Below are 21,464 nucleotides of genomic sequence, written 5' to 3' on the forward strand. Positions count from 1 at the left end.
GTTCACAGGACGGCGAGGGCCTTGGCGATGTTCCACTCGGCCAGTTCCAGCATCCAGTCGCGGCCGGGGAAGTCGGTGCCGGCGATCCGCAGCGGCCCCTCGATCAGCGAGAGCACCTGCGCGTACCGGTAGAGCTCCAGCCTGTGGGGGTCGAGGTCGACCGGGCGCAGCGCGGGGTAGGCGTCCTCGAAGCGCATCCGCAGCCAGGCGTGCTCCCACTCGACGTCGAAGTACGTCAGGCCCTCGAAGTCGATCAGGACGGGTTCGCCCTCCGGCGTGACGAGCACGTGGTCCGGCCCGAGTTCGCCGTGCACGAGCCCGTACCGGCGGCGTGGGGCGACCTCGGCGCGCAGGCGGCGCACGTGGGCGGCGACGCGGTCGTGGGCCCGGCCCATCCGGGCGTCGCGGGTGGCGACGGCGGCGAGATGGGCGAGCGCACGGTCGGTGACGACGTCCTCGGCGGGCCGGGGCCGGTCCCCGCCGCCGGACAGGTCGGCGAGCCGGCCGTAGGAGGGGCCGAGGGTGGTGTGCATGCGGCGCAGGGCGTCGCCGAGCGCGGACAGCGGCCGGTCGGCGGCGGCCGGGTCGCGCTCCATCAGCGCCTCCAGGGTCGTGGCGCCCGCGTCCTCGACCAGGGCGAGGTCGGCGCCGAGGTGACGGCCGTCGCGGTCGAGCATCAGCAGCCGGGGGACGCGCACGCCCGCCGCGGTCAGGGCCGCGTGGTTCACGGCGAACAGGCCGGCCCCGGAGGCGTCGGTGAAGGGATCGTCCTCGACCGCCGGGGACGGCGGCCAGTAGTTCTCGGCGGTGGCCCAGACGTAGAGGATCACGCTGGTCGCGTCGTCCAGCCGGAGCCGGTAGACGCCCTTCTTGCTGCCGCCGGTCAGCCGGTCGAGCGCGGCCGGCCGCCGGTCGGCGCCGAACTGCTCGGCGACCAGGTCGCGGACGTCGTCGGGTCGCAGGAACGCTCGGGTCATGATCGCTTTCTACCACTCACCCCGGGGGGTGGAGAAAACTACAGGAAGAGTCGAGAGTCAGCCGCAATGGCCGCCGCCGCGCGATCCGCGAGGCTCCTGGGCATGGCAAACACCTACCTCGCCGGCGGCCGGCGAAGATACGGCTGGCTGGCCGCGGGGATCGCGCTCGGGCTGGTCGGCACGAACAGCGAATGGGCGGTCCCGCTCGCCGGATGGTTGTTCTCCATCGGACTCATGCGGTTCACCCGCAGCTCGGGCGTGCCGGCCGGGCTCGCGTGCGTGGGCCTGTCGGCCACCGCGACGACGGTGGTCCATGTCGCGGCGGCGGGGCAGCTCGGCGTCCCGCCGATCCTGCTCGGCTGCCTGCTGCTGAGCCTGGTCCTGAGCCTTCCGCTGCTGGCCGACCGGCTGCTCTTCCGGCGGCTGAGCCCGTTCCTGGGCACGCTGGTCTTCCCGGCCGCCCGGGTGACGGTCGAGTTCCTGGTCGCCGCGATCAGCCCGCTCGGCACGATCTTCGGCCCCCTGGCCGCGACGCAGTCGGCGAACCTGCCGCTGCTCCAGACGGCGTCCGTCACCGGCATCTACGGGATCAGCTTCCTGATGGCCTGGGCCGCGCCCGTCGTCAACCTCGCGCTGGAACACCGGCTGGCCTGGCCGCCGGTGCGGGCCGTCACGCTGGCGTACGTCTCGGTGCTCGTCTCGGTCCTGCTCGGCGGCGGCCTGCGGCTGGCGACCGCGGCGACCGCGCCGGAGCTGGTGCGCGTCGCCGGGATCAGCGCGTCGCTGGCGGCCGAGCAGCGCATGCGGGAGATCGACAACTTCCACACGCCGCAGGTCCTGCCCGAGCAGAAGCCGACGCTGCGCAAGGCGTTCGCGGTGCTGGACGACGACCTGTTCGCCCGCACCAGGACCGAGGCCGACGGCGGCGCGAGGATCGTGGCGTGGGCGGAGACCGCCGCGGTCGTGCTCGGCGAGGACTACCCCGCCTTCCTGCGCAAGGCACAGGAACTGGCCAAGGAGAAGCGCATCTATCTGGACATGGGCGTCGCCGTCGTCCTCGACGGGCGGCCGCGCTCCCGCGACCTCGCCGTGCTGGTGACCCCCGAGGGCCGGGTGGCGTCGGTCTTCGACAAGGCCCATCCCGTGCCCGGCATGGAGGACCTGCGGCCGGGCGACGGGGTCGTGCCGGTGACGGGCACGCCGTACGGGCGGCTGGCCCACGTCATCTGCTTCGACGCCGACTTCCCCGCGACGCTGCGCACGCGCGCCGACATCATGTTCGTCCCGGCCAACGACTGGAAGGGCATCGAGCGCACGCACGCCGCCAACGCGGTGTTCCGCGCCGTCGAGAACGGCTACAGCCTCGTCCGGCAGACCAGCAACGGCCTGGCGATCACCGTCGACCCCTACGGCACGCCCCTGGCCAGGACGAACTACTTCAGCACGACGCAGCAGAGCATGGTCGTGTCCGTGCCGACGCGCGGCACCTGGACGCTGTACGGCCTGGTCGGCGACCTGTTCGCCGGGCTGTGCGCCGCGGCGGTCGCCGCCCTGGCCGGGGTCGCCGTGCTGCGGCGGGCCCCGTACCGGGACTGACCATGGGATTTCCGGAGGAAGGTGCGATGATGCCACGGGCGCGGAACAGGAAGACGAGCACGACGGGGAGACGCGGAGTGAAGGCGAGACTGGCGACGCCGGTGCTGGCGCTGGCCATGATCGGCCTGTCGGTGGCCGGGGTCGTGGCGGCCGTCCTGGTCGTGATCAGCGCGGTGCCGGCGGTGGCCGGCGTCGGCCGGTGGGTGTTCCCGCCGGCGGTGTCGCTGCTGCGGACGGTCGCGGACGCGGCCCGGCGGCTGGCGGGCCGGGTCGGCGTACGCGTCGAACGTCCCTACGGCCCCGGGACGGACCAGGCCGCGCTGCTGAGGGACCCGGCGACCTGGCGGGACGTCCTCTGGGGGGTCCTCGACCCGCTCATGGGCACGTGGGCGTCGGCGCTGGCGCTCGGCATGCCGCTCTACGGGCTGTACGGCGTGGCCGTGCAGCCGTTCGTGTGGGAGGCCAACCTGCGGGCCGGCGGCGCCAACGCCTACGGCCTCATCCACGTCACCTCGACGGCCGCCGCGCTGGCGGCGATCCCCGTCGGGCTCGCGCTCATCGCGCTCGGCCTGTACATCGGTCCGCCGCTGCTGCGCCTGCGCGCTCGGTGGGCCGGCGCGCTGCTCGGGCCGTCGCGGACGTCGGCGCTGGAGCAGCGGGTCGAGACGCTGGTGGAGACGCGCGCGGGCAGCGTGGACGCGCAGGCCGCCGAGCTGCGCCGGATCGAGCGCGACCTGCACGACGGCGCGCAGGCCCGGCTGGTCGCCCTGGGCATGGGGCTGGGCAACGCCGAGCGGCTGTTCGACGAGGACCCGGAGGCGGCCCGCGCCCTGCTGGCCACGGCCCGCGAGTCCTCCTCCAAGGCCCTGGACGAGCTGCGCGACCTGGTACGCGGCGTGCATCCGCCGGTCCTGGCCGACCGCGGCCTCGCCGACGCGATCCGGGCCCTGGCGCTGGACTGCCTGCTCGACGTCGAGGTGTCGTCCGACCTGGCCGGGCGGCCCGCGCCGCCGGTGGAGTCGGCCGTCTACTTCGCCGTCAACGAGCTGCTGGCGAACACGACCAAGCACGCCGGCGCGGCGACCGTGCAGATCACGCTCGGCTACCGGCACGGGATCCTGAGCTGCGACGTCGTGGACGACGGCGGCGGCGGCGTCGATCCGGCCGACGGCACCGGGCTGCGCGGCATCCAGAGCCGGCTGGCCGTCTTCGACGGGACGATCGCCGTCGACAGCCCGCCCGGCGGGCCCACCCGGGTGCATCTGGAGGTGCCGTGCGCGATCAGGTCCGAGTAGTCGTCGCCGAGGACCTGTTCCTCATCCGGGACGCGCTGGTCCGCATGCTGACCGAGCACGGCTTCACCGTCGTGGCCGCCGTCGACAACGGGCCGTCGCTGCGCAAGGCGCTGGCCGACGAGCGGCCGGACGTGGCGGTCGTCGACGTGCGGCTGCCACCGTCGTTCACCGACGAGGGGTTGCAGGCCGCGATCCAGGCGCGGCGCGAACGGCCCGGCTTCCCGGTGCTCGTGCTGTCGCAGTACGTGGAGCAGCTCTACGCCCGCGAGCTGCTGGCCGACGGCGCCGGGGCGGTCGGCTACCTGCTGAAGGACAGGGTGGCCAACACCGGGCAGTTCATCGACGCGGTCACCTCGGTGACCAGGGGCGGCACGGCGATGGACGCGCAGGTCATCGCCAAGCTGCTGACCCGGGGGGACGCGCGCGGCCGTACCGGCGAGCTGAGCCCTCGCGAGCGGGAGGTGCTGAGCCTGATCGCCGCCGGGCGTTCCAACACGGCGATCGCGCACCAGCTCGTGATCTCCGCCAGCGCGGTCAACAAGCACATCTCCAGCATCTTCGGCAAGCTCCAGCTGCCCGAGTCGGAGGACGACAACCGCCGGGTCCTGGCCGTCCTCGCCTACCTCAACCGCTGATCCGGCCGCCCGGCCTCACAAACCGGGCGGCTGTCCTGTCGATCACTGTGAGGGCGCCGGCTTCCCCGCCGGGCGTCCCGTCACGAGTGAGGAGACACGACATGCCGTCGACCGAGGAAGCCCGCAACAGGGAGACGTACCGGCGCTTCCACGACGCCGTCAACAGCGGCGACCTGGAGGTGATCGTCAAGGCCGCCGAGGAGTTCATCCACCCGGACGCGCGGTTCCACGTGACGGGCGGCGCCCTGCCCGCGGTGCAGGCCCAGAGACGGGTCTGGGACGTGTTGCTGCGGGCCTTCCCCGACATTCACGTGTCGGTCGAGGACCTGCTCGTCTCGGAGGACAAGATCGTCGCCCGGCAGAGGGTCACGGGGACCCACACCGGCGAGTACCGGGGCAGGCCCGCGACCGGCCGGGCGGTGACGTACGACGAGATCTTCATCGCCCGGTTCGCCGACGGCCTGATCATCGACCTCTGGGGGGTCGTGGACCTCCACGCCCAGCTCCGGCAGCTCGGCTTCGTCGAGGAGTAGGCGCCGGGCCGGGGGCCACGGCGCCGGGCCCGGCGCGGGTCAGCGGCGGGCGTAGTCGCCGATGGCGGGAACCAGCAGGTCGTAGGCCTGCCGAGCGGTACGGCCGAGGGCCGCGAAGATCTGCTCGGACTCCTCACCGGCCAGGACCCGGCGCTGGCCCTCGTCGAACAGCAGCCGTTCCACCCCGGCGAGGGCGGCGGCCACCACGCGGGGCGTGATGCCGGGATCGCCGGTCTCCTCCGCCAGCAGGGCGGCGAGCCCGGCCTCGGCCTGGTCGTGGAGCTGGCGCAGGCGGGCCCGCAGCACCGGCGTGTCCCGGACCATGCGCTGCCAGTCGGCGCCCGCGTCGGGGATCCCGCTGTCGCGGCGGCGCAGCCGTTCGTCGTAGTCGCGGCGCGCCGCGTCGAGCGCCGACTCGCCGGGGCCGCGCTGCGACACGGCCCTGGCCAGGCCGTTGACCATCTCCTCGTGCCGGTCGAGGATGAGGTCCTCCTTCAGCGGGAAGTGGTTGGTGACGGTCATCTTGGCCACGCCCGCGGCGGCCGCGACGTCGGCGATGGTGACGTCGTCGTAGCCGCGTTCGAGGAACAGGCCGGTCGCGACGTCGGAGATGAGCTGCCGGGTCTGGTGTTTCTGGCGCTCCCGCAAGCCCTTGGATCGTTCGGTCACGAGCTCTGCCCTTCCGCACGCTGATTAGGTTTGACCTAATGATTAGGTCGGACCTAGTGTTTGGAGTCGTCCCAGTCGATCGATCCTAAGGGTGTGCGATGACCGTCACCTCTCCGTCGGGGGCCGCCCGCGACCGGCTCGACCCGCGACTGCTGCGCATGGGGATCGTCCTGATCGCGGCCCCGATCCTGGCCACGATCGACGCCACCGCCGTGGGCATCGCGGCCGACGCCATGGCGGCGCACTTCCGCACGTCGCTGGCCGACGTGCAGTGGGTGGCGGCCGGCTACCTGCTCGCGATCGCGTTGGTCATGCCCCTGTCGGGGTGGCTGAGCCGGCGGTACGGGGCCAGGCGCATGTGGATGGCCGCCGTCGCGGTCTTCACGGCCGGTTCGGCCCTGTGCGGGCTGGCCTGGTCGTTGCCGGCCCTCATCGCCTTCCGGCTCGTGCAGGCCGTCGGCGGCGGTCTGATGAACCCCATCGGGCAGACGATCCTGGCCCAGGCGGCCGGGCCGTCCCGGATCGGGCGGGCCATGAGCGTGCTGACGATCCCCGTCATGTTCGCCCCGGTGCTCGGCCCGATCGTGGGCGGGCTGGTCGTCCAGCAGCTCGACTGGCGCTGGATCTTCTACCTCAACCTGCCCATCTGCATGGTCGTCCTGCCGGTGGCCGCCCGCGTCCTGACCGGGGACGAGACCGCTCCGGACACGTCCCGGCTCGACCTGCTCGGCCTGGCGCTGCTCTCCCCCGGCCTGGCGGCGGTGGTCTACGGGCTGACCATGGCCGGCGGCCGCGAGGGGGCGGGCGCGCCGGCCGTCCTGGCCACCGTGGGCGCCGGGCTGGCGCTGGTCGCCGGCTACCTCGTGCACGCGCTGCGCACCCGCCGCGAGCCGCTGATCGACGTGCGCCTGTTCGCCCGGGGCCGCTTCGCCGCCGCCTGCGTGGCGTTGTTCCTGCTCGGGGCCTCGCTCTACAGCTCCATGATCCTGCTGCCGCTGTTCTTCCAGCACGACCGGCAGGCGAGCACCCTCTGGACCGGCCTGCTGCTCACCCCGCAAGCGCTCGGGGCCGCCGTGGGCTCGTTCGCCGCCGGACGGCTGGCCGACCGGCACGGCCCGCGCGCCGTCGTGACCGCCGGGCTCGCACTCTCGCTCGCCGGGCTGCTCGCCTTCACCCAGGCGCCCGCCCGTCCGGGCACCTGGCTGCTGGCCGCCTGCCTGGTCCTGTACGGCCTGGGCATCGGCGGCGTCTCCGCGCCCACCATGGCGGCGGCGTACGGGGCCGTGGACAAGCCCCAGACGCCGGGCGCCGCGGGCGCGCTGAACGTCGTCAACCGGCTCGGCGGCTCGCTGGGCACCGCCATCCTCACGACCGTCCTGGACAGCCGGCTGCGCCAGGGCGCCGACCCGGCGCACGCCTACGGCACCGCCTTCTGGTGGGCCCTCGGGTTGTGCCTGATCACGCTGGTCCCGGTGGCGTTCTTCCGGTCGGCGCGACGGCCGCGGACCTCGCCCGCGTGACCTGCCGACGCCGTCGGGGCCGGGTCACACGGGGTGGCCGCCGTGGTGCTCGGCCAGGCGGGTGAGCAGGTCGATCAACTGGCGGCGGTCGGCGGGGGGCAGCGGGGCGAGGAACTCGTCCTGGGCGCGGGCCAGCAGGCGGTCGAGCTCGTCCAGCCGTTCGCGGCCCTCCGCCGTGATGGTGACGACGTTGCGGCGGCGGTCCTCGGGGTCGGGCGCGCGTTCGACAAGGTCGCGTCCGGCCAGGTCGTTGACGGTCGCCACCACGTCGCTGCGGTCGATGCCGGTACGCCGGCCGAGGTCGGCCTGGCTGGCCGGGCCGTACTCCTCCAGAGCGGCCAGCAGCGCGTAGTGGTAGCGCCGGAGATGGGCCTGGGCGAACGCCTGGTCCACGATCCGGTTGGCGGTCAGCGCCGCGTGGTTGGTCAGCCTGCTCGGCAGCGCGCGCAGCCGCTCCGGCGGCCTCGTCTCCGGGGTGTTCACAGAGGCAATCTAACAAGTCGTTGGCACAACCCACGATTGTCTGTATTGTTGGCCGCGCCAACGTTGGCGCGACCAACTATCAGGGGAGATGGAACCGACATGCCGAACACCCCGACCGACGACCGGACGACCCCCGTCACGACCGTGTCCGCCCCCGGCGGCGCGGACGCGCACGACCTGACGGGCCTGGACGCGCGGATCCGGGGCCGCACACTCCACCCGGGCGACGACGGCTTCGAGGACGCCTGCTCGGGCTGGCTGCTGACGGTCGAGCACCGGCCCGCGGTCGTCGTGCTCGCCGCCGACGCCGACGACGTGGCCACCGCCGTCCGGTACGCGGCCCGGACCGGACGGCCGGTCGCGGTGCAGTCCACCGGGCACGGCAAGTCGGTGCCGGCCGACGGAGCCGTGTTCATCGCCACCGGCGGGCTGCGCGAGCTGTCGGTGGACCCGGACGCCGCCACCGCGCGGATCGGCGCGGGGCTGCGCTGGAGCGAGGTGATCACCGCGGCGGCCGGGCACGGGCTCGCGCCGCTGTGCGGATCGTCCGGCGAGGTCGGCGTGATGGGCTTCCTGACCGGCGGCGGCCTCCCGCTGGCCGCCCGCACGTACGGCTTCGCCGCCGACCGCGTCCGCTCGCTCGACGTCGTCACCGCCGACGGCCTGCTACGGACCGTCTCGCCCGACCGGGAGCCGGACCTGTTCTGGGCGGTGCGGGGTGGCAAGAGCAACTTCGGCGTCGTCGTCGCGGCCGAGATCGAGCTGCTGCCACTGCGCACCGTCCACGGCGGCGAGCTGTACTACCCGGGCGAGGACCCCGTGCACACCGCCCGCCTGCTCCGCTCCTACTTTGCCTGGGCCAGGGAGCAGCCGGAGGAGATGTCGTCCTCCGTGACGCTCGTGCGCTTCCCCGACGTGCCGCAGTTGCCGGAGGCGTTCCGGGGCCGCTCGATGGTGCAGGTGCGGACGCTCTGCGTCGGGGACGAGGAGCCGGGCGCCCGCCTGGTGGCGCCGTTGCGCGCGCTCGGCCCGGAGAAGGACACCTGCGCGGCCATGCCGTACCCGAGCGTCACCGGGATCTACCAGGACCCCCGGCACCCGGTCTCGGCTCACCTGCGCAGCGCGTTGCTGCGCGACCTGGACGACGACGCCGCGGCGGAGCTGGCCTCGTTCATCGACCCCGCGCGGGCGGACGGCCCGTTCCCCGGCATCCAGCTCCGTCACCTGGGCGGGGCGCTCGATCGTCCGCCGGGCCGTCCGCACCCGGTCGGCACCCGGGGCGCGGCCTATCTGCTGTGGATGCGGCTGCCGGCCCCGCCCGGACAGGCCGGGGCCGCGCGCGAGGCCGCCGACGAGGTGCTGGACCGGCTGCGGCCCTGGGACACCGGCGCCATGCTGCCGGGGTTCCTGTTCGACCACGACTCGGCCCCGGAGCGGGTCAGGCGGGCCTACTCCGAGGAGGACCACCGGCGGCTGGCCGCGCTCAAGGCCCGGTACGACCCGGCCCAGCTCTTCCGCGTCAACCACAACATCCCGCCGGCCACGTCCTGACGCGAGGCCGGCCGGACGGCCCCGGGCCCGCCTCGCGGCCGCCCGGCCCGGTCACACGGGCCGGAAGTACCACAACTGCTGGCCGGCGTACTCGTCGCAGGTCCACTGCTGGATGTTGGCGCCGTTGTGGGTCCAGCCGTGGTCGACGTCGAGGCACTTGCCGCTCTTCTGGTTCTCCAGGAAGTAGAAGGTGTTCCACCACGCGTCGGTGTAGGCGTACTTCCAGCGCCACAACTGCTGCGGGACGTCGACGCACTGCCACTGCTTCACGTTGGCGCCGTCGAAGGTGTAGCCGTTGTCGACGTCGAGGCACTTGCCGCTGTGCTGGGCGCGCAGGAAGAACCACTCGCTCCCGGGCGCCGCCCGCTGGTACTGCCAGTGCTGCTGCGGGACGTTGACGCACTCCCACTGCTTCACGTTGGCGCCGTCGAAGGTGTAGCCGTTGTCGACGTCCACGCATTTCTCCGGCGCGGGGAAGCGCCGGCGGATCTCGAACAGGTAGGACCAGGGCTCGGCGAGCGTCCGCTCGCGTGCCGCCACGGCCCCGGAGGCCGGCGCCGCCGCCGACCACACGGGCACGGCGACCGACACGACTGTGATCACCGCCAGCAGCGCCCTGCGGCCGATCCGCCGATGATGTACGCCCTCACGCATCGCCTGCTCCCTTCCGTCGTGCGTTCCGTCCCTTGAAGGCTGCGCCCTGGGCGGCGGGAGGGCATGAGTACCGCCCTACTCAGACGGGACGGGTTGCGGAATCCCGCAACGGGCTGGCCCGCGAGGGGTGCGAGCGTCCATGATCGGTTCATGCTCAGCACCAGTGAAGGCACGCCCGCGAGCGCCTACCTGACCCGCCGGCCACTGCTCGCCGGGGCCAACCCGTACGTCACCCTGTACGACGGCGACACCCCCACCGGGTACGCCTCCCTGTGGCAGGTGGACTGGTCCACGCACGGCGCCGGGGCCGTCCTGGTGGTGTGGACGCCCGCCGGGCTGCGCGTCGTCGGTGACGACCTCCGGCTGGGGACGTGGATCGAGGAGCACTTCGTCCGGCACTTCGACGAGGCCACGGCGCTGCCGTCCTGGCCCGTCGCGCGGGTGGAACGGGCGGACGTGGAGCTGCGCGTCGACCCCGCCACGGGCGCGCACGCCACGGCGGCCGGGCTGGCGGTCGCCATCACCGGGCCGCTGGACGCCAGGCCGTTCGCGATGGCCGACTTCCCGCTGCTGGGCGTCAGCCACGGGCTGTCGATGCAGATCATCCCCTGCGAGCACGCCTCGATCACCGTCGACGGCGTGCCCGTGCCGGGCGCTCCGGCCGTCACGCGGCCCGGCGGGCGGCCCGTCTCCTCGGCCGTCACCACGATCCACGAGGCGTGGAGCATGTGAGAATGAGCCCGTGCTCGTTCCGGCCGGACCTCAGGTGCGGCGCGTCCCCGCCGGTCAGGTGGCCGCGCGGGAGCGCGAGCTGCCGGCGCGGGCCCGTCACCGTCCCTCCGCGCCCTCCCCTCCGATGGACCGGCGGGCCAGCAGGGCGAAGCGGTGGGTGTACGCCGTCAGGGGGCGGCCGCTTGCCATCCGCTCGTGCAGGGCGCGCAGGCGGTGGCCGTACCGGGCGGCGTCGAAGCCGGGGACCTGCCAGGGCACCATCCGCAGGAACAGCACGAGCGCCCCGACGTCGTGGAACACCGTCCGCACCCGCGCCTGCGCGCTCCACGTCACGGTGAGCCCCGCCTCGGCCAGACCGGCGACGCCCGTCACGTGGGTTTCCCGACGGAGGGCCTGGCCGATGCGGGACTTTCGGCCCTGACCGGGGCGGCGTCCCGCCGGGAAGGGTGGAGGCCAGGGCGGCCTGAGGAGCAGGACGCGCAGGTGTGCGCCCCGGCTGTCGTCCTCGGCAAGCAACCCTCCTGTAAGGACGTGACCATGTGCAATTACTGCGGCTGCCGGGAGTTCCCGCTGATCGGCCGCCTGTCCCAGGAGCATTGGGACATCCAGGAGTGCGCGGGGGCGCTGCGCCGCGCCATCGGGGAGCTGCGTCACGGCCAGGCCGTGTCACTGCTGGAGGAGCTGATGGCCCGGCTCGTCCCGCACACCGACGCCGAGGAGAGCGGGCTGTTCGCCGAGCTGCGCGCCGAAGGGTCGCTGGCCGAGGAGGTGGAGCGGCTGTGCGCCGAGCACGCCGACATCCACGGCATCCTCGGCGCGGTCGACCCGGCCGCGCCCGACTGGCCCGCCGTGCTGGACGCCCTCGACCGTCTCCACTGGCACATCGACCACGAGGAGCACGGCCTGTTCCCGGCGGCCGTCATCATGCTGCCGATGGCCGCCTGGGACCGCATCACGCCCGGCCAGTCGCCCGCGAGGACCGGCTGACCGGCGCGCGCCCCCCGGAGCGGGTCAGTCCCGCTCCGGGGCGCCGACCTTGAACAGGCCGTGCGCGCCCGCCTCGGCCTGCCGCATCGTGTGGTCCACGATCGGGTACGTGCCCGCCTCCGGGAAGACCAGCTCGGCGAAGCCGCCCTGCGCCGGGGCCAGGTCGAGCGCCTGGGCGCCGTACATGCCGTTGGCGATGTGCTGGCTCATCGGCATGGTCGAGCAGTGGTAGAGCCAGGCTCCGGCGTACTCGGCGCGGAAGCGGTAGGTGAGCCGTTCGCCCGGCTGGATCGTGCGCATCGGCCCGTCCGGTGCGGTGGCGCCGGCGTGGAAGTCGATGCCGTGGCCCATGGTCGCCGCGTTGACGAACGTCACGACGAACACGTCCCCGACCTTGCCGCGCAGCACCGGGCCCGGCATGGTGCCGTTGAACGTCCAGACGCGTTGCCGGACCCCGGGCGCGACCTCCTGGACGAGCCTGTCGTCGGCGCGGATCTCGACGTGGTGCTCGGTGCCGCCGGGGGCGGGCCTGAGCGTCGCGTCGTGGGGTTTCCAGCCGGACGACATGGGCGCCGCCAGGTCGAGCCCGGCGGGCTCGGCGGGCTCGACGGGCTCGGCGGGAGGCGCGGGGACGCCCGGGGTCGCGCCGGTCGTCGTGTGACCGGTGTGGCCGGTGGCCTCCTGTCGCCGCGGTGCCGCCGTGGCGCCGGTCGCCAGGCGCAGGTCGTGCCGCTGGGCGTCGGCGTTGGTGACGCGCAACGTCAGCACGGTCCCCATGGGGGCCTCGATCACGGCGGGACGGACCCTCATCCCGGACAGCGTCACCTCGACCGTACGGGAGCCGGTCGCGGTCACCGTCACCGGTTCCGAGCCGCCGCTCGTGGCGACGACGACCGCGCCGGCCGTCAGCAGGCACCCGACGACCACCCCGGCGACGGCGGGCAGCGTGCGCCGCCACCCCGCGCCACCCTCGTCCGCGACGACGGCGGAAGCCGAAGGGTCAGCGGGTGGAGAAGGCTGAGGAGCGACGACCGGAGGGACGGCGGGTGGGCGGGCGCGGGTCAGGGCGGTCGCGGCCAGGGCGACGAAGGCCAGCGCCGAGGCCAGCACCAGCCCCCACCCCAGCAGCGTGACCGGCCGCGGCACCGGCAGCGCCAGCAGCGGCACCCCCACGTTCAGCGCCACCAGCCGGGCCGCCCGGCCGCGCTCCAGCAGCGCCGCGTTCTCCTTGAACCGGACCGGCCCGCCGCCCAGCACCGCGGGCAGCAGGTGCAGCAGCGACCCGAGCAGCACCTGCCCGACGAACCCGGCCAGCACCAGCGGCAGCAGCGGCGCCAGCGCGGCGGCGACCTCGTGCGCCGGCCTGGTGGCCACGACCACCAGATCGGCGGCCAGCGCCACCTCGAACCAGACGATCGCCGCCCCCAGCGTCCAGGCCGCGCCGGTGTGCGGCCTCTTGCGCCGCAGCGCGTCGGCCAGCGGTGTGAGCACCGCCAGCCCGCCGGCCGCGTACGCCGCCAGCCCCGCGAGCGCCACCCACCGCCAGCCCGCCAGCAGCCCGGTGACGGCCACCGTCAGCCCCGGCGCGGCCAGCCACAGCCCCACGCGCGAGGCCCGGCGGGCCCGCTCCGACATGCGGGTGCGCAGCACCGTCGGCCACAGCGTGAAGAGGGTGCCGAGAACGGTGAGCCCGACCCAGCCGAAGACGTTCACCTGGGAGTGGGCGGCGCTCATCCGTTCGTGCAGCGCGCCCTGGACGGTCTGGGCGGCCATCAGCCCGCCGAGCGTGCCTCCGGCGGCGAGCGCGCAGGCGGCGGTGACGTACCAGCCGATGACGTGGCCGAACCGGCCGGGCAGCGCGCCGCGTACGAGCCGGGCCAGGACGGCCGCGTGCCACACCGCCACGCCCGTCAGCAGCGCCGCGCCCGCCGCCGCCACCTGCCACGGCCCGTACGCCACCCCGGCCAGCACCGCGACCGTGGCCGTGTTGAGCAGGGCCAGCCGGGTCAGGCTCCCCCGCCCGGACGGCCCGCGGACGCGCAGCAGCGCCACGGTGAAGTGCTCGCTCCAGATCAGGACGGCCGTGCTGACCGCGCCCAGCAGGAACACGTGGATCAGCAGCCACGACGGCGCCGGCAGCACCTCGCCCGCCGGCGCGGCCACGACGGTCAGGCCCAGCCAGGCGACGACGACCGCGTTCGCGCGCAGGTGCCAGGACGCGCGGGCCCGTCTCGGCGGCAGGTCGATCGGCCTGCCGCTCTCTATGCCGACGTCGACGGGCATCCCGGGAACCTCCCTGTCACACGAACGCCGGCGGAGCGAGACCCGCCCTCACGCCGCCCGCGCCGGTCAGGCACGCCGGGCCCCGAGCCGGTCGAGTACCTCGTACACCGGGCGGCGCGGGACGCGCGGGACCGGCGGGCCGTAGCCGAGCCTGATCAGCATCTGCACGTGCCCGAACGGCCCGGGCCGGTCGCCGCGGTGCTGCGGCGGGCGCAGGTCGAGCGGCTGGCTGAACATCGAGGCCGCCACGCCGTGCGCGGTGGCGGTGAGCAGGACGCGTTGCAGGGCCTGACCGGCGCGCAGCCAGTCGCGCGGGCCGTCGCCCCGGGTGAACAGGGCGGCGAGCTGCGGGTCGGCCTCGAAGTCCGCGACCTCGCCGTTTTCCGGCGCACGCCGCGCGTCGCCGCCGAAGTCGCGCATGGGCAGTTCGCCGTGGCGGGGACGGAGGCCGCGGGCTGCGGCGGGCACGCCGTCGGCGCCGCCGTCCGGGCGGGTCCAGCGGGCCAGCTCGGCCCGGTAGGCGGCGTCGGCCGTCAGCGTGTCGTCGGCCACGGCGACCATGTCCAGCACCCGCCTGGCCGTGCCTCCCTTGACGAGCAGCAGCGTGGCGCCCTCGTCATGGGCGGCGTTGACCAGGTCGACGAGGACGTCCCCGGGCAGCGGGCGGCCCTCGAAGGGGAAGCGGTTGGTGCGCCGGTGCGGGATCATGTCGTGCAGCAGCCGCTCGTCCGGGGTGGGCGGCCCGCCGGGCCTGGCGCGTACGGTCGCCAGCAGCTCGGGCCGGCGGTCGGGGTCGGGCAGCGTCAGGACGCGGGGGTCGTGCCCGGTCATCCGGACCGCGAGGCGCAGGTTGAACAGCGCGGCCCCGCAGCTGATGCCGAGCCCGCGCCCGAGCGGGTCGGTGACGGCGAGCAGCCGGTCGAGGTCGGCGTACAACTCCATGGTGGTGTCGTCGAGGCGGCGGAAGCGCCACGGCTGCGTGTTGTGCACCGAGGGCGCGGCGACGGCGGAGGCGACGACCCGGCGCACGGCGGCGCGCGAGGCGAAGGGCTTGTCCCAGGGGCGGGCGCCGGGGACGCCGACGCCGGTCATCGCGGGGTTCCCGGCACGACGGTAACTGCGGGCATGTCTCCACGATGTCGTGGCCGGCCGTGCCGCCGTCAGGGACCAAAGTCCCTTTCCGTACGTCCGATCGGCCATGATCAGGTGGCGGGCAGCGCGGCGGCCAGCAGGACCACGCCGATCGACCCCGCCAGCGCGCTGACGGCCATCGCGCGGGCCAGGCGGGGGCGGGCGTGGGCCGCGGCCCAGCCGTGCAGCGCGGCGGCGGCCATGACGGCACAGAAGAGCAGCAGTTTGGCGGCCAGGACGCGGCCGTAGCCGGGTTCGGTGAGCGAGGCCCAGGTGACGCCCTTGTGCCAGGCGATGGCCAGGCCGGTGGCGAGCTGGAGGGGCAGGAACAGGGCGGCGGTGAGCAGGCCGAAACGGCGTCCGACGGCGTCGAGCATCCGGGCGCGGCGCTCCTCGTCGAGCAGGCGGCGGGCCAGGGGCAGCAGCACGAGGGAGACCGCGAGCTGGCCGCCGACCCACAGCGCGGCCCCGAGCACGTGCAGGAAGCGCACCACCGACCACCAGGTCATCGCGCGCCCACCCGCTCTCCGGCGGCCTGGCGGCGGGGGATGCCGGTCGCGCCGAGGTGGAGGCGGGCGTAGAAGTCCTCCAGGGCGGCCAGGGTGCTGTTGATCGTGCTGGCGGCGTAGCGGCCGTCCAGCTCGCCGTGGTAGGCGTGCGCGGTGCGGACGGCCTCGGTCGTGTCGGCCAGCGGCTCGCCCGCCAGCAGGCCGCGGGCCGAGGCGGCGGCGACCCACGTCAGGTAGCGGCCGACCCGGCGCAGGTAGCTGTCCCGGCTGGAGGCGGCCAGCGGCGAGCCGGCCAGCGCGGCGGCGTACGCGGCCAGCATCGTGTCGTAGGGCGCGGCCAGCCCGCCGGCCCTTCTCTTCTCAAACATGGGCGGCCGGTTCCTTCTGGTAGGGGAAGCTGCCCGGCTCGTAGGCGCACCACGGCTCCTCGCCGAGCACGTCGCCGGAGCAGGCGTGGGCGCGTGAGCGGGAGCCGCCGCAGATCGTGCGGAACTCGCACGCCCCGCACCGCCCGCCCAGCCGGTCGGGGTCGCGCAGCGCGGTGAACAGCGGCGGGGGCGCGCCGAAGTCCGTCACCTGGCGCACGAGCCGGTACGCCTCCTCCGTGCCCAGCTCCGCCGGGTTCCGGTCGGGCACGGCCTCGGCGCGGCAGTGCAGGCAGGCCGGCGCGCAGGCGCGGGTGGCCTCCCAGATCACGATGAACGGGCTCGCGGCGACGTCGCGCCGGACCCGGCGCAGCGGCCCGCGGCCGGGTGGGGCGGTCATGCGGGTGTTCCTCGCAGGAGGTGGTCCACGACGTCGGCGGCCGAGTGGTCGTCGGGCAGGCCGTCCAGGAAGCCGAGGTCCTGGCCCAGGGTGAGCAGGGCGGGCTCGTGGTAGCCGTCGGCGCGGCGCTGGCCCAGGCCGATGGCGGCGGTCAGCCCGTTGCACAGGCACTGGCGGCCCTCGGCCTCCTCGGCGGGCCGGCCCTTGCGAACGTAGGCGTCCACGGGTTCGGCGGGGCAGCGGTAGCCGATCGCGCCGCCGGGCCTGGCGTACGGGGTGCGCAGGTAGCCCAGGTCGCACAGCCGCGGACGCCGGTCGTGCACCTCGGGCTCCGACAGGGTGCCGGGCAGGCTCGCGACCTTGAACGGGAAGCCGGTGGGCGAGGCACGCGGGTCGTTGCGGACCTCCAGCGCGCCCCGGCGTGCCCGGCTGAGCATGCGCCGCCGCAGGCCGTCGTCCAGGCCCGATTCCCGGCACAGGGCGAACGCCGTCCCGACCTGGATGCCGGTGGCCCCGGTGGCCCGCGCTCCGGCCGCGCCGCCGGGGACGGCGTACCCGCCGGCCAGCCAGAACGGCAGCCCGAGCGCGGCGACCTTGGCGGTGTCGGCCTCGTCGCGCGGCCCGTAGACGGGTTCGCCGCGCTCGTCCAGCAGCAGCCGGCCGCGCGGCGGCGCGCTGTGCCCGCCGGCCACCGGCGTCTCCAGGACGAACCCGTCGGGCCTGGTCACGGGCGAGCGGGCCAGGTAGAGGGCCAGCACGTGGGAGGAGACGATCGCCAGCAGCTTGGGGCGCCGCAGCGGCTCGGCGGGCGCGGGCCACAGCGCGGCCGGGTCGAGTCCGGTCGTGTGGCGGGCCTCTCCCGCCTCGGCGACCGTGACGGTGATCTCGGCCGGGCGGTGCGCGGCGAAGGCGTCGAGCAGCGCGGGGATCTCCGCCGGGATGCCGGCGCCCATCAGCACGTAGTCGACGCCGGCCAGCATCGCGCCGTACGCGGCGGCCGGCGTGGCGAGCTGGATCTTCTCCAGGTAGTTGACGCCGACCGGCCCGTCGTGGCCCTGCTTGGCCAGGAAGACCTCGGCGAAGTTGGCGACCACGGCCAGCTCGTCGCGGGCCCTGCTGGGCCGCAGCCCGAGCCGGGGCACCGGCCGGTACGGCGTGCCGGGCGCGATCCCGCCGGGCACGAAGTAGCGTCCGAGCACCCGTTCGGCGATCCCGGGGATGGGGAAGCAGGCCAGCGCCCGGCGCAGGTGGCCGCTGGGGTCGCCGCGCTGCAAATGGCGGGCCAGGGTGACGTCCAGGGCGGTGCCCGACACCACGCCGAGCTGCCCGGTACGGGCCACCGCGCGCGCCAGCCGCCATCCGGACACCCCGACGCCCATGCCGCCCTGGATCAGGACGGGGAGCGCGAGTTCGGACACGGCCTCGGTAACGGCCTCAGACACGTCGCGCCCGCAGCGTCCCGGCCCAGGTGAGCACGTCGGCATTGATCTCCCTGGCCACCTCGCGGGTCGCCAGGATGTGCACGACGTCGTCCTCGGGCAGCGTCTCGACCATGAGGGACAGGCCGTCGCAGTCGCCGACGTGCGGCAGGATCTCCCGTACCAGGGCGATGCCCCAGGCGGCCAGGTTCTCGTCGAGCTCGCCCAGGCCGTCGATCGCGACCAGGTCGGCCAGCTCGGTCAGCTCGCGGATGTTGCGGATCGTGTCGTCGTGATCGCTGAGCAGTTTGTCCACGTAGTGCGCGCCGAAGACGGATCTCAGGCCGGGATACATGGCTTCTTCCTCGTAGCGGAAGTGCGGCCCGACGGCCGCCGACAGGGCCTCCACCAGCTTCCCGACCCGCGCCGCCGCGCCGGTCCGGAAGGCGTCGATCAGCGCGAGCAGCAGGTCCCTGACCTCGCGGTGCTCGGCGTGGAAGGTCTCGGTGAAGTGATGGCCGATGGACAGCACACAGTCCTCCAGCTGTGTCGTTCCGGACGTCGCCGGTCGCATGGTCCGCCTCCCCCTCACTCGTCGCCGGCGAGGGTGGCGCCGGCGGCCAGCAGGGCGGCGCCGGTGACGGTCAGCAGCCCGCCCAGGCCGATGACCAGGTTGCCGAGCTGCCAGGCCTGGTAGGCGTTGAGCAGGGAGGCGCGCAACATCTGGCCGGTGAAGGCGGTCTGCCGCAGGCTCTCCAGCTCGGCGTCCTCGCCGCCCGCCGCGAACAGCTCGGCGCTGACCTGCGCGTACGTCCGGCCGCCGGTGGCGGTCAGCACGTTGCGGCCGATCACCTGGGCGTAGGCCCTGGCCTGCGGGCCGGTCAGCACGTCGCGGCCCTGGTGGGCGGCGAGCTCGGCGGGCAGTCCCTTGCCGGGGAAGCTGATGGCCTGGCGGCGCAGCTCGTCCCGGATCTCGCCGCGCGCCTGGAGGCCCCGGGCGGCCATGACGGGCCCGGCGGCCACCATCGCGGCGCCGGTGGCGCCCAGCAGCGCCCTCGCCGCGCCTCGGACAGCGCTCATGTCAATGCTCCTCACGTGGATCGAGGGTGGATCGAGGGTGGATCGAGGGTGGATCGAGGGTGGATCGCGGGTGGATCGAGGGTGGATCGAGGGTGGATCGCCGGGGGCGTCAGCCGGCGGCCAGCCACAGGTCGGGGCCGAAGACCTCGTAGCGCACGTCGCGCGCCGCCACGCCCGCCCTCAGCAGCGCGGCGCGCGCCTCGCGCATGAACGGCAGCGGCCCGCACAGGTAGGCGACCGCGCCCTGCGGGATCGGGACGTCGCCGAGGTCCATCAGGCCGTCGCGGTCGGCGCCCCGGGCGCCGTGCTCGTACCAGAAGACGTGCTCGGGGGCCAGGCGGGCCATGTCCTCGCGCAGCGCGTGCCGGTCGGGCGAGCGGTCGGCGTGCAGGGTCAGGACGCGGCGGCGCGAGCCGGTGGCGGCCAGGTGGTCGAGCATGGCCACCATGGGGGTGCAGCCGATGCCGGCGCTCACCAGGACCAGGGGCGCCTCGGAGTCGTCCAGCGTCACGTCGCCGAAGGGCGCCGACAGGGTGAGCTCGTCGCCCTGGCGCACGGTGGCGTGCAGCAGGGTGGACACCTCGCCCGCGGGGTCGTCGTCCACGCGCTTGACGGTGATCCTGCGCAGGCCGTCGCCGGCGTTGGACAGCGTGTACTGGCGGAGCTGGCGCACGCCGTCGGGCATCTCGACCTGGACGCTGACGTACTGGCCGGGGCGGGCGGGCGGCGGCGGCTCCTCGCCGATCGGGCTGAGCAGGAAGGAGGCGACGTCGGGCGTCTCCTCGCGGCGGCCGGCCACCCGCCAGCGCCGCCACGTGCGGCCTTCGACGGCGCCGGCCTCGGCGTAGATGCGGGCCTCCATCGCGATCAGGGCGCCGGCCATCAGCCAGTAGACCTCGTCCCAGGCGGCGGCGACCTGCGGGGTGACGGCCTCGCCCAGCACCTCGGCGATCGCGCCGAACAGGTACTTGTGGACGATCACGTACTGGTCGTCGGTGACGCCGACCGCGGTGTGCTTGTGCGCGATGCGCGCGAGCAGGTGGTCGGGGCGCTGGTCGGGGTGGTCCAGGAGCATGGTGGCGAAGGCGGCGACGGAGGCGGCCAGCGCCTTGCGCTGCTCGCCGCTGGCCTGGTTGCCGCGGTTGAACAGGCCGTCCAGCAGTTCGGGCCGGTCGGCGAACATCGTCGCGTAGAACCGCTCGGTGATGGCGTCGAGCGAGGCGCCGACGACGGGCAGCGTGGCGCGGACGACGGCGGCGGATTCCGGGGACAACATGTGACCTCCACAGTCCCAGGGGGAACGTACCCGCGATCGCGGGCCGGATCTCAGGCTAGGAGCGCGGCCGGGCCGTTCACCGGGGCGAACGTCCGCAGTTGAAGGGCCGAAGGTCCCGGACGGGACATCCGGGCGCGTGCGCCCGAGGGCCGGTCGGCGGTCGGCGGTGGAAGATGGGACTTTCGTCCCTGCCGGGGGCGGGGGCCGGACTGGGATCCTGGAGACCATGCGGCTCGACTCGTCCGGACTTCAGGTGCTCTCCGAGGAGGAGTGCTTCCTGCTGCTGTCCTCGGTGCCCATCGGGCGGATCGTGTTCACCGATCGCGCCCTGCCCGCCGTCCAGCCGGTGAACTTCTGTCTCGACGGGCGGTCCATCGTGATCCGTGCCGTGACCGGGTCGAAACTGGCGGCGGCGACCCGGCGGGCCGTGGTGGCCTTCGAGGCCGACGACTTCGACGCCGCCCGCGCGGCGTCCCGCTGAGGCGGTCCGCGCCGCCCCCGATCCAGGGCGGCGCGGTCCGGGGGCGGCGCGGTGGTCAGCCTTCGTGCGCCGTGGTGACCAGGCCGTGGTCGCCGTCGTCACGGCGGTAGAGCAGGCAGCCCGCTCCGGTTCCGGCGTCGGCGTAGAAGACGAACGGGAAGCCGGTCAGCTCCAGCCGGTCGAGGGCCTGCCCGGTGGTGAGGCGGGGGGCGGGCAGCGGGCTGACCGAGATCGCCGCGCAGGTCGGCGTCGGCAGGCCGGGCCCGGGGTCGAGCTGGGCGAGCCGGTAGCCGTCCTCGGTGCGGTAGATCACGCTGTCCTGGCCGGTCGCGGTCTCGGTGAACAGCAGGAAGTCGTAGTCGAGGTCCTCCATGTCCACCGCCGCCTCGTCGGGCACGGCGCGGGCGGCCGTGAAAGTGCGCACGATCCGGCGTTCCCCGGCGGGCGGGGCGGGGTGAGGCGGCCGGGGGTGGCGTCCGCGCCGGTTCTCCCAGTCCCTGCTGGTCTCCAGCAGCCGCGTCCGCAGCCGGTCGCCCAGCAGGTGGATGGCCGCGCGGGTGGAGTCGGCGCCGGCCCGGGCCCTGACGAGCCGGCCCTGGACGTCCACCACGGCCTCGGCCGTACGCCGCTCACCCGCGACCTCCGTTGTGGCGGCGAGCTTGACCGTCGCCCCGAGCACCGGCTCGTGGGCGAGCCGGGTCAGGTCGGCCACGGTGTGCCGGGCACGCCGCACGTCGGCCGCGCGCACGCCGCCGCCGCGGATCCTGACCTGAACGTCGTCGGCGTCAAGGGCGATGGGCCTGTGCCTCATTCGTGAACACCTTCTTCGCATCCGGTGGTGATGCACCCAGCCTCCGGCCTGCGCGGATGCGGCCGCCAGAGCCGTAGG

24 protein-coding genes are annotated in these 21,464 nt (G+C 74.6%); 9 read left to right on the forward strand and 15 right to left on the reverse strand.

What is annotated here, in order from left to right; genetic code table 11:
• Positions 1-2: 2 nt before the first annotated feature.
• Positions 3-977, reverse strand: a complete 975-nt coding sequence (locus AB0J97_RS47660) for a phosphotransferase (RefSeq protein ID WP_364102859.1) — start codon at positions 975-977, stop codon at positions 3-5.
• A gap of 102 nt (positions 978-1,079) precedes the next feature.
• Here AB0J97_RS47660 and AB0J97_RS47665 point away from each other — a divergent pair, with 102 nt between their 5' ends.
• From AB0J97_RS47665 to AB0J97_RS47680, 4 genes are all read left to right on the forward strand, one after another.
• Complete coding sequence (locus AB0J97_RS47665; RefSeq protein WP_364102862.1) at positions 1,080-2,573, forward strand: nitrilase-related carbon-nitrogen hydrolase; 1,494 nt, start codon at positions 1,080-1,082, stop codon at positions 2,571-2,573.
• Between the two features lie 77 nt (positions 2,574-2,650).
• Positions 2,651-3,868, forward strand: a complete 1,218-nt coding sequence (locus AB0J97_RS47670) for a histidine kinase (protein ID WP_364102865.1) — start codon at positions 2,651-2,653, stop codon at positions 3,866-3,868.
• 44 nt (positions 3,869-3,912) lie between these two features.
• Positions 3,913-4,503 carry a response regulator transcription factor gene (locus AB0J97_RS47675; RefSeq protein ID WP_357709925.1) on the forward strand — a complete coding sequence of 197 codons (591 nt, stop codon included), beginning with the start codon at positions 3,913-3,915 and terminating at the stop codon, positions 4,501-4,503.
• A gap of 101 nt (positions 4,504-4,604) precedes the next feature.
• Positions 4,605-5,036 carry an ester cyclase gene (locus tag AB0J97_RS47680; RefSeq protein ID WP_364102868.1) on the forward strand — a complete coding sequence of 144 codons (432 nt, stop codon included), beginning with the start codon at positions 4,605-4,607 and terminating at the stop codon, positions 5,034-5,036.
• Between the two features lie 39 nt (positions 5,037-5,075).
• Here AB0J97_RS47680 and AB0J97_RS47685 read toward each other — a convergent pair whose 3' ends face one another.
• Complete coding sequence (locus AB0J97_RS47685; RefSeq protein WP_364102871.1) at positions 5,076-5,705, reverse strand: TetR/AcrR family transcriptional regulator; 630 nt, start codon at positions 5,703-5,705, stop codon at positions 5,076-5,078.
• A 98-nt stretch (positions 5,706-5,803) separates the two neighbouring features.
• Here AB0J97_RS47685 and AB0J97_RS47690 point away from each other — a divergent pair, with 98 nt between their 5' ends.
• Positions 5,804-7,225: an MDR family MFS transporter gene (locus tag AB0J97_RS47690; RefSeq protein ID WP_364102874.1), complete on the forward strand. Its 1,422-nt coding sequence runs from the start codon at positions 5,804-5,806 to the stop codon at positions 7,223-7,225.
• Positions 7,226-7,249: 24 nt separating this feature from the next.
• Here the strand turns inward: AB0J97_RS47690 and AB0J97_RS47695 are convergent, their stop codons facing one another.
• Positions 7,250-7,708: a MarR family winged helix-turn-helix transcriptional regulator gene (locus AB0J97_RS47695; protein ID WP_364102877.1), complete on the reverse strand. Its 459-nt coding sequence runs from the start codon at positions 7,706-7,708 to the stop codon at positions 7,250-7,252.
• Between the two features lie 99 nt (positions 7,709-7,807).
• On the opposite strand from AB0J97_RS47695, the gene AB0J97_RS47700 reads away from it, so the two are divergent.
• Entirely contained in the window at positions 7,808-9,259 is a 1,452-nt protein-coding gene (locus AB0J97_RS47700) for an FAD-binding oxidoreductase (RefSeq protein ID WP_364102880.1), read from the forward strand.
• Between the two features lie 51 nt (positions 9,260-9,310).
• Here the strand turns inward: AB0J97_RS47700 and AB0J97_RS47705 are convergent, their stop codons facing one another.
• Positions 9,311-9,913: an RICIN domain-containing protein gene (locus tag AB0J97_RS47705; protein WP_364102883.1), complete on the reverse strand. Its 603-nt coding sequence runs from the start codon at positions 9,911-9,913 to the stop codon at positions 9,311-9,313.
• Between the two features lie 150 nt (positions 9,914-10,063).
• On the opposite strand from AB0J97_RS47705, the gene AB0J97_RS47710 reads away from it, so the two are divergent.
• Positions 10,064-10,645 carry a hypothetical protein gene (locus AB0J97_RS47710; RefSeq protein WP_364102886.1) on the forward strand — a complete coding sequence of 194 codons (582 nt, stop codon included), beginning with the start codon at positions 10,064-10,066 and terminating at the stop codon, positions 10,643-10,645.
• Positions 10,646-10,741: 96 nt separating this feature from the next.
• Here the strand turns inward: AB0J97_RS47710 and AB0J97_RS47715 are convergent, their stop codons facing one another.
• Positions 10,742-11,017, reverse strand: a complete 276-nt coding sequence (locus tag AB0J97_RS47715; protein WP_364102889.1) for a hypothetical protein — start codon at positions 11,015-11,017, stop codon at positions 10,742-10,744.
• A 165-nt stretch (positions 11,018-11,182) separates the two neighbouring features.
• Here AB0J97_RS47715 and AB0J97_RS47720 point away from each other — a divergent pair, with 165 nt between their 5' ends.
• The gene (locus tag AB0J97_RS47720; RefSeq protein WP_364102892.1) at positions 11,183-11,632 is read left to right on the forward strand and encodes a hemerythrin domain-containing protein; all 450 of its coding nucleotides are present in this window, start codon (positions 11,183-11,185) and stop codon (positions 11,630-11,632) included.
• A 24-nt stretch (positions 11,633-11,656) separates the two neighbouring features.
• On the opposite strand, the gene AB0J97_RS47725 is transcribed toward AB0J97_RS47720, so the two are convergent.
• From AB0J97_RS47725 to AB0J97_RS47765, 9 genes are all read right to left on the reverse strand, one after another.
• The gene (locus AB0J97_RS47725; RefSeq protein ID WP_364102895.1) at positions 11,657-13,915 is read right to left on the reverse strand and encodes a multicopper oxidase domain-containing protein; all 2,259 of its coding nucleotides are present in this window, start codon (positions 13,913-13,915) and stop codon (positions 11,657-11,659) included.
• A gap of 66 nt (positions 13,916-13,981) precedes the next feature.
• Positions 13,982-15,007, reverse strand: a complete 1,026-nt coding sequence (locus AB0J97_RS47730) for a hypothetical protein (protein WP_364102898.1) — start codon at positions 15,005-15,007, stop codon at positions 13,982-13,984.
• A 110-nt stretch (positions 15,008-15,117) separates the two neighbouring features.
• Positions 15,118-15,555 (reverse strand): hypothetical protein, encoded by a 438-nt coding sequence (locus AB0J97_RS47735; protein ID WP_364102901.1) that lies wholly within the window; start codon positions 15,553-15,555, stop codon positions 15,118-15,120.
• The gene (locus AB0J97_RS47740; protein WP_364102904.1) at positions 15,552-15,923 is read right to left on the reverse strand and encodes a hypothetical protein; all 372 of its coding nucleotides are present in this window, start codon (positions 15,921-15,923) and stop codon (positions 15,552-15,554) included. Before AB0J97_RS47740 ends, AB0J97_RS47735 begins: the two co-directional genes overlap by 4 nt.
• Positions 15,916-16,320: a hypothetical protein gene (locus AB0J97_RS47745; RefSeq protein ID WP_364102907.1), complete on the reverse strand. Its 405-nt coding sequence runs from the start codon at positions 16,318-16,320 to the stop codon at positions 15,916-15,918. Before AB0J97_RS47745 ends, AB0J97_RS47740 begins: the two co-directional genes overlap by 8 nt.
• The gene (locus AB0J97_RS47750; RefSeq protein WP_364102910.1) at positions 16,317-17,762 is read right to left on the reverse strand and encodes a nitronate monooxygenase; all 1,446 of its coding nucleotides are present in this window, start codon (positions 17,760-17,762) and stop codon (positions 16,317-16,319) included. The genes AB0J97_RS47745 and AB0J97_RS47750 overlap by 4 nt, the downstream gene beginning before the upstream one ends.
• Positions 17,755-18,312, reverse strand: a complete 558-nt coding sequence (locus tag AB0J97_RS47755) for a hemerythrin domain-containing protein (protein ID WP_364102913.1) — start codon at positions 18,310-18,312, stop codon at positions 17,755-17,757. Before AB0J97_RS47755 ends, AB0J97_RS47750 begins: the two co-directional genes overlap by 8 nt.
• Positions 18,313-18,326: 14 nt before the next feature.
• The gene (locus tag AB0J97_RS47760) at positions 18,327-18,818 is read right to left on the reverse strand and encodes a hypothetical protein (protein ID WP_364102916.1); all 492 of its coding nucleotides are present in this window, start codon (positions 18,816-18,818) and stop codon (positions 18,327-18,329) included.
• A gap of 109 nt (positions 18,819-18,927) precedes the next feature.
• Positions 18,928-20,094, reverse strand: coding sequence for a globin domain-containing protein (locus tag AB0J97_RS47765; protein WP_364102919.1), 1,167 nt, complete (start codon positions 20,092-20,094; stop codon positions 18,928-18,930).
• A gap of 226 nt (positions 20,095-20,320) precedes the next feature.
• On the opposite strand from AB0J97_RS47765, the gene AB0J97_RS47770 reads away from it, so the two are divergent.
• Positions 20,321-20,575, forward strand: a complete 255-nt coding sequence (locus AB0J97_RS47770; RefSeq protein ID WP_364102922.1) for a pyridoxamine 5'-phosphate oxidase family protein — start codon at positions 20,321-20,323, stop codon at positions 20,573-20,575.
• Positions 20,576-20,630: 55 nt separating this feature from the next.
• On the opposite strand, the gene AB0J97_RS47775 is transcribed toward AB0J97_RS47770, so the two are convergent.
• Positions 20,631-21,386, reverse strand: coding sequence for a sigma 54 modulation/S30EA ribosomal C-terminal domain-containing protein (locus tag AB0J97_RS47775; protein ID WP_364102925.1), 756 nt, complete (start codon positions 21,384-21,386; stop codon positions 20,631-20,633).
• Positions 21,387-21,464 lie beyond the last annotated feature (78 nt).

This window comes from Nonomuraea sp. NPDC049607, assembly GCF_040675375.1.
Lineage (GTDB): Bacteria > Actinomycetota > Actinomycetes > Streptosporangiales > Streptosporangiaceae > Nonomuraea.